Source organism: Streptococcus porci DSM 23759, assembly GCF_000423765.1.
Classification (GTDB): domain Bacteria; phylum Bacillota; class Bacilli; order Lactobacillales; family Streptococcaceae; genus Streptococcus; species Streptococcus porci.
In genome coordinates this window covers 1-2125 of the sequence record NZ_AUIP01000032.1, presented here as the reverse complement: position 1 = coordinate 2125, position 2125 = coordinate 1, and the positions used below count along the sequence as shown (strand labels likewise).

Sequence of the window (2125 nt, the reverse complement as noted above, 5' to 3'; positions counted from 1 at the left end):
CCTTCCATACGGAACCACCGGATCACTAAGCCCGACTTTCGTCCCTGCTCGAGTTGTTGCTCTCGCAGTCAAGCTCCCTTATACCTTTACACTCTGCGATTGATTTCCAACCAATCTGAGGGAACCTTTGGGCGCCTCCGTTACCTTTTAGGAGGCGACCGCCCCAGTCAAACTGCCCGTCAGACACTGTCTCCGATAGGGATAACCTATCCGGGTTAGAGTAGCCATAACACAAGGGTAGTATCCCAACAACGCCTCTGTCGAAACTGGCGTCCCGACTTCATAGGCTCCTACCTATCCTGTACATGTGGTACAGATACTCAATATCAAACTGCAGTAAAGCTCCATGGGGTCTTTCCGTCCTGTCGCGGGTAACCTGCATCTTCACAGGTACTAAAATTTCACCGAGTCTCTCGTTGAGACAGTGCCCAAATCATTACGCCTTTCGTGCGGGTCGGAACTTACCCGACAAGGAATTTCGCTACCTTAGGACCGTTATAGTTACGGCCGCCGTTTACTGGGGCTTCAATTCAGATCTTCGCTTACGCTAAACCCTCCTCTTAACCTTCCAGCACCGGGCAGGCGTCACCCCCTATACATCATCTTACGATTTAGCAGAGAGCTGTGTTTTTGATAAACAGTTGCTTGGGCCTATTCACTGCGGCTGACCTTATGTCAGCGCCCCTTCTCCCGAAGTTACGGGGCCATTTTGCCGAGTTCCTTAACGAGAGTTCTCTCGATCACCTGAGGCTACTCGCCTCGACTACCTGTGTCGGTTTGCGGTACGGGTAGTGTATACTTAAACGCTAGAAGCTTTTCTTGGCAGTGTGACGTCACTAACTTCGCTACTAAACTTCGCTCCCCATCACAGCTCAATGTTATAGGTATAAGCATTTGACTCATACCACACCTCACTGCTTAGACGGGCTCTTCCATTCGCCCGCTTTAGTTAGCCTACTGCGTCCCTCCATCACTATATACACTAGTACAGGAATATCAACCTGTTGGCCATCGGATACACCTTTCGGTCTCTCCTTAGGTCCCGACTAACCCAGGGCGGACGAGCCTTCCCCTGGAAACCTTAGTCTTACGGTGGACAGGATTCTCACCTGTCTTTCGCTACTCATACCGGCATTCTCACTTCTATGCGTTCCAGCGCTCCTCACGGTACACCTTCACCACACATAGAACGCTCTCCTACCATACCTATAATAGGTATCCACAGCTTCGGTAATATGTTTTAGCCCCGGTACATTTTCGGCGCAGGGTCACTCGACTAGTGAGCTATTACGCACTCTTTGAATGAATAGCTGCTTCTAAGCTAACATCCTAGTTGTCTGTGCAACCCCACATCCTTTTCCACTTAACATATATTTTGGGACCTTAGCTGGTGGTCTGGGCTGTTTCCCTTTCGACTACGGATCTTAGCACTCGCAGTCTGACTGCCGACCATAAATCAATGGCATTCGGAGTTTATCTGAGATTGGTAATCCGAGATGGACCCCTCACCCAAACAGTGCTCTACCTCCATGATTCTTAATGTCGACGCTAGCCCTAAAGCTATTTCGGAGAGAACCAGCTATCTCCAAGTTCGTTTGGAATTTCTCCGCTACCCACAAGTCATCCAAGCACTTTTTAACGTGCCCTGGTTCGGTCCTCCAGTGCGTCTTACCGCACCTTCAACCTGCTCATGGGTAGGTCACATGGTTTCGGGTCTACATCATAATACTAATCCGCCCTATTAAGACTCGGTTTCCCTACGGCTCCGTCTCTTCAACTTAACCTCGCATCATAACGTAACTCGCCGGTTCATTCTACAAAAGGCACGCTCTCACCCATTAACGGGCTCGAACTTCTTGTAGGCACACGGTTTCAGGTTCTATTTCACTCCCCTCCCGGGGTGCTTTTCACCTTTCCCTCACGGTACTGGTTCACTATCGGTCACTAGAGAGTATTTAGGGTTGGGAGATGGTCCTCCCAGATTCCGACGAGATTTCGCGTGTCTCGCCGTACTCAGGATACTGCTAGGTATAAAGACTATTTCGAATACGAGGCTCTTACTCTCTTTGGCGACTCTTCCCAAAGTCTTCTTCTATAATCTTTAAGTCCACATTGCAGTCCTACA

Annotated in this window: 1 rRNA gene; it reads right to left on the bottom strand. The window is 49.5% G+C overall.

From position 1 onward, the window contains the following. Positions 1-2125 (bottom strand): 23S ribosomal RNA (locus tag G576_RS0109585); the annotation flags it as partial.